The sequence below is a fragment of the Aquipseudomonas alcaligenes NBRC 14159 genome (genome assembly GCF_000467105.1).
GTDB lineage: Bacteria > Pseudomonadota > Gammaproteobacteria > Pseudomonadales > Pseudomonadaceae > Aquipseudomonas > Aquipseudomonas alcaligenes.
The window spans coordinates 24,778-30,899 of sequence record NZ_BATI01000048.1; the positions used below are offsets into that span (position 1 = coordinate 24,778).

Genomic DNA, 6,122 nt, shown 5'->3' on the forward strand with positions numbered 1-6,122 from the left:
GTGTTCGTAGATCAGCGGCGACAGCCGGGCCACATCCTCTTCCAGTACCGGGTAAGCCCCAAGTTTCATGCCGTTGCTCGGTCTCAAGACTCATCCACCTTCGCTTTCGGAGGCGGTGGCAGAAAGAAAAAGGGCCGCTGGGGTGGGGCCACTAGGGTATCGGTTATCTTGATACTGCTGCCCTTGCGGCGTTTTTTCTTACCGTCCTTGTCCACGGCGAGGAGATCACCATTGGAGACTGCAATATCCAGAGCCTGCTTCACCCGCGACTCGTCCGCCATCGTGTAATTGGCAAGCCCACTCATTAGGCTTCCAAACGATTGCTGTTCGACTTCGTAAACCTGCTTGGGCAGCAACTCCGACAGTTCACCTCGGATGCGGGTATCCGTGACGATGTCGAACTGATGCTCCTCTTCGAATATCAGCTCTTGCTGATCCGTCACCTTGATGTCGCGATTGGCGTCATAGCCAAAGAAGCATGAGGGGGACAGCATGTGGGAGAAGTTGTTGCCGTACTTCCAGTGGATCTTCTTCATCACGTCGTTGGCGCGGTAGCTCTTCGCCAAGTGGATGAACCAGTACGCCATGGGATTGGTGCCCACGGGGCGGATGAAAAAGATGGTCATGAATGGTGCGCCGGTTTCCTCCTTGATCCCGTCGGATAGGCAGCGCTGAATCAGGTACTGCCAATCGCGCGGGTTATGCGCCTTTAGGTGCTTAAGCATATCCCAAGGGATATGCCGCTCCAGATCGATGTTGGAGATGGCCTTTCGATTGGCCTGGCGGTCGGAGAGATAGGCCACTAGGAAGTCGACATTGAAGGTCAGCAGCACCTCGGCATTGGCTATGTTCTGAAAGATCCATTTGATCTTGGAGAACGGCACGTCGCTGTAGCCGTACTGATCCAGCAGAAACAGAACCCGCTCGCTCATGCCGAACGATTTGAGGTTGTGGGCGATCGCCGGTAACGCCTGGGTGAACTCGGCGGTATGCAGGTGTACATCGCGGCCGAAGCGCTGGCTGTGGCCTCGGCTGGCCAGGACGGCGTGCAGACAGTCGATGTTGTCTTTCTTCACATCGACAAAATAATGCTGGGAGCGGATGGGACGGGGTTTAATACGGCCAAGGTTATTGCGAACTTCGGATTCTTGAATTGCCTCCAGGGCGATCACCGGCGATCCGAAGTGCTTGCCACCCGCGTCATCGTTGTAGATACCACCGCCACTAAAGCCATCGACGACCGACAGGCCCAGCGCAGGCATCTGCTGATTGCGCATCAGGACATCAATGTAAGTCTGAATGTACTCATCGATGATCTGGTGTTTGATCTTGCTGTGCGGGTCGATGGTTGGAAAAGTCTGGCTCGCCCAATCCCACCGGTATTTTTCGTCATCCTTGGCCATCGAGTAGTCCTTGTCGTGGTGATCAGGCGAGGTTGAGCAGCGGGATCTCATCCCAGGTTTGGCCATTCAGGAGCCGGCCGTTGGCTTTCTTCGAGCGTTTAACGCCATCGGCTCCCCAACCGCCCCATTGTTTGAAGAAGAAGGCCGAACCGAATTCATCGCACTGGCGATGAATGTTGTCGACCCATTCCTCCTTCATGGGACGCGCCTTGCCACCCGACTCACCGCCAACGATGACCCAGTGGATGTCGGTCAAATCCAACTCGCCCAGATCCTCCAGCAAGGGTTCGGCCGAGAGGAAGCGGATTGTTGCGTCTATGCGGCGCAGGCAGTCTATGCGCGGCACGCCATAGGCTTTGTCCTCGACCGATACTCCCAGCCAGGCGTTCACGGGCGGAGTCCGCTGGCTGAAGTAGTCGGCCAAGCGCTCGGCACGCTTGGTGAGAATCTGGAAGGTGTGTTGAGACGCCTGGCGAATCACCTCGAACACCTGGTCGATGTACTCGTCCGGCACCTGCTCGTGGAACAGGTCGGACATCGAGTTGACAAAGTAGATGGTCGGTTTCTTGCGCTGCAGCGGTTCCTGAAGCTTTTCCGGCCGCAGGCTCAGGCGGAAACCGTTCTCGTAACCCGGCGTGCCCATGGCTTGCAGGCGGTGGGCCATGTTCTCGGCATAGCAGTGTTTGCAACCCGGCGATACCTTGGTGCAGCCCACCACCGGGTTCCAGGTCATTTCCGTCCATTCGATGCTGGTCTGCGTACTCATTGCACCTTCACTCCTGTCGTGCGTCGATGTTAGTGAGAAGCTGGCAGTTGCGTCAAAGTGCCAGTAATCAGTTCAAGGGCGGGTTTCGCCGCCAGGCCGCCAAAGGAGATGGCGGGATCGATGTAGCGCATGGCCGACTTGATGTCCTTCCAACCCACGTAGGTCATCAGCGCCTTGAGATCCCAGCCGTTGGCCGTGGCCCAGGTGGCGAAGCCACGGCGCAGCGAATGGCTGGTGTACAGCTCAGCCGGTATCCCGGCGCGCTGTAGGATGTGCCGTAACAAGCTGATCAGGCTGCCAGGATGCAAGGCCTCGTCGCTCAGCCGCCCCCAGCGATCCAGCCGGCGGAACACTGCGCCGCGGGTGATGCCGGCAACACTGATCCAGTCGAGATAGGCCTGTACCGGGCAGAGGCGTTTCAGGGCCGGTGCGTAATGGGTCGTACCGAGGTTTTCCCGGTCACCCTTGCTCTGCGACAGGAACAGGCTCATGCCAGCACCGGCCTCGGCCTGGATATGCTCGACCTGCAGTCGACAGAGTTCGTCGCTGCGAAAGCCGCGCCAGAAGCCGATCAGCAGCAGCGCCGCATCGCGCCGACTGCGCAGCAGGCTTGTCAAGTTTCCGGACTGCCGAGCCCGTTCGGCTTCCTGATTCAGCCAGTGAACCGCCTGCTCCAGGTGTTGCAACTGCAACGGTGCAGCCTGCTTCGTTTGCGCCGGATGCAATGTGCGGATGCCTTTGAGCACCTGTCGCACCGTGGGCGTCTTGGTCGGATCAGGAAAGCCCTGGGCGATATGCCACTGGGCCAGGGCGGCCAGGCGCTGTTTGAGCGTGCTAAGGCTTAGGGTGTCGGCGTAGTCCACCAGGTAGCGCACGATGCTGTCGCTGGTGGCGGGCAGGAAGCCGCACCAAGTCACTTCGAAGTGCTCGATGGCCGATTGGTAACTGCGGCGAGTGTTTTCCCGCGTACCGGCTTGCAGATAGCGACCGACATCCTTCATCGCCCGAGATTGCCCTTTGTGTACTGGAAAACGGTTGTCAAGCGACCGTTTTTGCCCATCTGATTAAATAATACTCCATTATTTTATCTGATTTTTTTGCTTTAAACGCGCCTTACATCAATTAAATATAGTATGTAAATACATAGTATGTAATCTAATACGAAATCGTAGGAGCAGACCATGGCCCGCGGCGGCATCAACAAGGCACTGGTTCAGAAGGCGCGGCAGGCAATTCTGGCGCGGGGCGAGAACCCCAGCATCGACGCGGTACGGGTCGAACTTGGCAATACCGGCTCGAAAACCACCATTCACCGCTACCTGAAAGAGCTCGAAGACGCCGAGCGCGGCCGAGATACGGCCTCGATCCCGCTCAGCGAACAGCTGGCCAATCTGGTCGGCCAACTGGCAGATCAGTTAAAGGAAGATGCGCAGGCGGCCGTGGCCCAGGAGCGCGAACAACTGGCACATGACCGGCTTGATTTCCAGAACCAAGCGCGGCTGGCCGAAAGCCGAATCCAGCAATTGGAAAGTCAGTGCAGCGGGCTCACAGAACAGCTCCAGGTTGTCCAGCACGCGCTACAGCAGGAGCAGCAGCAACGCCAACAGGGCGAGGTCGAGAATGCCCGCCTGTTGCAGGCCAACCGCGACCTGGAGGAGCGCCTGCAAGACCGCGATGGGCAGATTCGCTCGCTAGAGGAAAAGCATCAGCACGCACGTGACGCCTTGGAGCACTACCGCCAAGCCAGCAAGGAGCAGCGTGAGCAGGAACAACGTCGACACGAGTCGCAGATGCAGCAACTGCAACTAGAGCTACGGCAATTGCAGCAGACCCTGATCGTCAAACAGGACGAGTTGACCCAACTGAACCGCGACAATGCGCGGCTGCTCGCAGAAGCGCGGCAGTTGCAAAAAGAGCAGCATGCGCAGCAACAGCTACTGGCACAGAAAGCTCAGGCCCTGGAGGCCTTGCAAAACACGCTGACCGGCGCCGAGCGCTTGAATGAAACCCTGGAACAGCGTTGTCGCACATTGCATGAGGAGGTGTCCCGGCTGGGTGAAGCCTCCGCGATCCAGACGCAACAGGCGCAAGGCCTGCAGGAGCGCCTGATCGAAGCCACTGCACAGCTGAAGCTACTCGGGGCGCCGCTTGCGAACAGCGATGGCGCACGTAGCCCATGAACCGGCACACTGAGCCTATGCGCTGAGTGGAGGTGAAGATGACACTACTTGAGACTGCCAATGAGGGGGCTGCGGAACCTGTCCGCTTGACTACGCCGCTGGGCCAGGCCATTGGTAATCTGTTCGCCCGGGCCTTGCCGCTACTGAATGGCAATCCGCCAGGCTCGCTCAAGGTCTTCATCTTCGGCGGCTGCGCGGTGCACCTGCTCACCCATGCGCGTGGTAGTGCGGACATCGATGCGGAGATCGAGGCGGCCCGTGTGCTGCGTAAGGAAGAGATCATGGCCGTCTATACACCGCCAGAGGGTTATGAGGACAGCGACGGCCGCGACTTGCAGGTGTACTTGGATCAGAACTACACCAATGCCCTCGGGCCATTGCACGAGGACTACCGTGAGCGTGCCATCCCCATGCAGGGTTTCGAGGGTGAGCAGCCGCTGCATGTTTTCGTTGCTGCCGGCGTGGATCTGGCAATATCCAAGCTCGGCCGCTTTACGGAAAACGATCAATCTGATATCGAACAGCTCATCGAATGCGGCCGTGTCGATGTCGGCCAGTTTGTTACACTGGCAACAGAGGCAATCGATTATGCTGTGGGCAACCGAAGCGCAATGCTAGGCTGCCTGAAACTGGTCACAGCGAAGTACCTGGAGGATCGGCGAGATGCCACGTCTGGATCGTAAACAAAGCTTTGGCGCGCTCCTGGAGACTGTCACTCAGCAGCGCCTTAGCCAAGTTGCGTCCGATGCTCTCGTGGAGCTCGCCAAGCAGTTGTGGTACGAAGAGCGCGACCTCGTGCCGGTATTGCAGCGTGAAGTGGCGGGCAAGCTGCGCCAGCCTGAACAGAAGCTGCGTGCCCTCTATCTGGTCGACCTGCTGCGTCGCTTTCCCTGTGTATCAACGGACAAAGCCGCGCGCCTAAAAGGCTTTGTCAGCAGCTGGTCGAACCTGAAACCGGCAGAACGCTCGCCGCGGGCGACCCAGTTGGTCTCTCGCTACAAGCTCGACAAGCTGGCCTATGAGTGGGGGCTGGAAGAAGACGTCAGCAAGCAGATGCAGGATGTTCTGGCTTTCCAAACCCGCCATTACGCCGCCACTCAGGGCGTGAAGACGGGCTATTCAGAGCCAGCGCCCATCGGCTAGCAGCCGGGCACGGCAAAATGGACGCGGAATGGCCAACTCGAATGACGACCGAAGATTCGCTGATCTAACACACGAGGCATTAGCTGACGTGAGCGAGGGTTTGGTGATCGATCACGCATTGGTCGAGACCTGGGCCCAGAGCCTTGATACCGACACCCCAGTGCCTTTGCCAACTCCAGATCGGCCTACTTAATTCGCAGCAGGCCGAACTCATCCTGAGCGGTATCGGGCTCCTCATCAAACATGGTGTTGACCATGCGCTCGCGGCGAAGATGGCTCAGGGTTCTGAAGAAGCAGACTTCGCACAGCCGAACCTCATAACGCTCACCGTCGTGCTTGGAACCATGCCCCCAGTTTGCCTGAAGGGTTCCAAACTGTTGGCCATAGCCTTCTGCGCGAACGCTCTGGCAGCAGACATCACAAGTGATGTCTATGACCGTTTCAGGCGGTGAAGTATTGGTATGCTCCATGGTCAGTACCTCCAGCGGCGGGCGGGCGGTGGCCATCCAAACCTTAGAATCGCTTCACTGCTCCAGAACTCCGATAAGGGTCACACTGGCAGGCCATATTCAATCGCATGAATAGCCTGCTGCACGGCGCGCGTACCAGCTTCTGTTGCCAACAGTTCGA

Annotated in this window: 7 protein-coding genes; 3 read left to right on the plus strand and 4 right to left on the minus strand. The window is 58.3% G+C overall.

All coding sequences use genetic code 11. The features are described from left to right. Positions 1-83 precede the first annotated feature (83 nt). The 3 genes from PA6_RS20390 to PA6_RS20400 are packed head-to-tail and all read right to left on the minus strand — an operon-like array spanning position 84 to position 3,044. Positions 84-1,403 carry a three-Cys-motif partner protein TcmP gene (locus PA6_RS20390; protein ID WP_021702876.1) on the minus strand — a complete coding sequence of 440 codons (1,320 nt, stop codon included), beginning with the start codon at positions 1,401-1,403 and terminating at the stop codon, positions 84-86. Between the two features lie 22 nt (positions 1,404-1,425). Continuing rightward, entirely contained in the window at positions 1,426-2,169 is a 744-nt protein-coding gene (locus tag PA6_RS20395) for a phage Gp37/Gp68 family protein (RefSeq protein WP_003131934.1), read from the minus strand. Between the two features lie 29 nt (positions 2,170-2,198). After that, positions 2,199-3,044: a site-specific integrase gene (locus tag PA6_RS20400; RefSeq protein WP_217997231.1), complete on the minus strand. Its 846-nt coding sequence runs from the start codon at positions 3,042-3,044 to the stop codon at positions 2,199-2,201. 306 nt (positions 3,045-3,350) lie between these two features. On the opposite strand from PA6_RS20400, the gene PA6_RS20405 reads away from it, so the two are divergent. The 3 genes from PA6_RS20405 to PA6_RS20415 are packed head-to-tail and all read left to right on the plus strand — an operon-like array spanning position 3,351 to position 5,492. Beyond that, positions 3,351-4,349, plus strand: coding sequence for a DNA-binding protein (locus PA6_RS20405; RefSeq protein WP_021702878.1), 999 nt, complete (start codon positions 3,351-3,353; stop codon positions 4,347-4,349). Positions 4,350-4,387: 38 nt separating this feature from the next. Beyond that, a complete protein-coding gene (locus PA6_RS20410; RefSeq protein ID WP_021702879.1) occupies positions 4,388-5,032 on the plus strand; it encodes a DUF6036 family nucleotidyltransferase in 645 nt (214 codons plus the stop codon). Next, positions 5,013-5,492, plus strand: a complete 480-nt coding sequence (locus PA6_RS20415) for a hypothetical protein (protein ID WP_003124105.1) — start codon at positions 5,013-5,015, stop codon at positions 5,490-5,492. The genes PA6_RS20410 and PA6_RS20415 overlap by 20 nt, the downstream gene beginning before the upstream one ends. Positions 5,493-5,677: 185 nt before the next feature. On the opposite strand, the gene PA6_RS20420 is transcribed toward PA6_RS20415, so the two are convergent. Beyond that, positions 5,678-5,962 (minus strand): hypothetical protein, encoded by a 285-nt coding sequence (locus PA6_RS20420; protein ID WP_043217168.1) that lies wholly within the window; start codon positions 5,960-5,962, stop codon positions 5,678-5,680. Between the last annotated feature and the right edge of the window lie 160 nt (positions 5,963-6,122).